The 278-nt window shown below is 38.8% G+C and carries 1 protein-coding gene; it reads left to right on the top strand.

All coding sequences use genetic code 11. The annotated features are described in order from the left end of the window. A partial coding sequence (locus SB658_RS23495) for an AAA family ATPase (protein WP_410602701.1) occupies nt 1-278 on the top strand: 278 nt, incomplete at both ends.

Below are 278 nucleotides of genomic sequence, written 5' to 3'. Positions count from 1 at the left end.
CGGCGTAGATGAAATCCGTGATATACGTGATAAAGTGAAGTTTGCACCTTCGGCGGTTACATATAAGGTTTATATTATAGATGAAGTACATATGCTCTCTATCGGGGCGTTTAATGCCCTTCTTAAAACGTTAGAGGAGCCGCCCGCTCATTGTATCTTTATTTTGGCTACCACAGAGCCTCATAAGATTCCTCTTACCATCATATCTCGTTGTCAGAGATTTGATTTTAAACGAATTACGACAAAAGATATTGTTGGAAGAATGCAGAAAATTGTAG

The sequence above is a fragment of the Bacillus sp. SIMBA_008 genome (assembly GCF_046535495.1).
GTDB classification, from domain to species: Bacteria; Bacillota; Bacilli; order Bacillales; family Bacillaceae; genus Bacillus; species Bacillus subtilis.
This window is presented reverse-complemented; position numbering and strand designations above follow the sequence as displayed.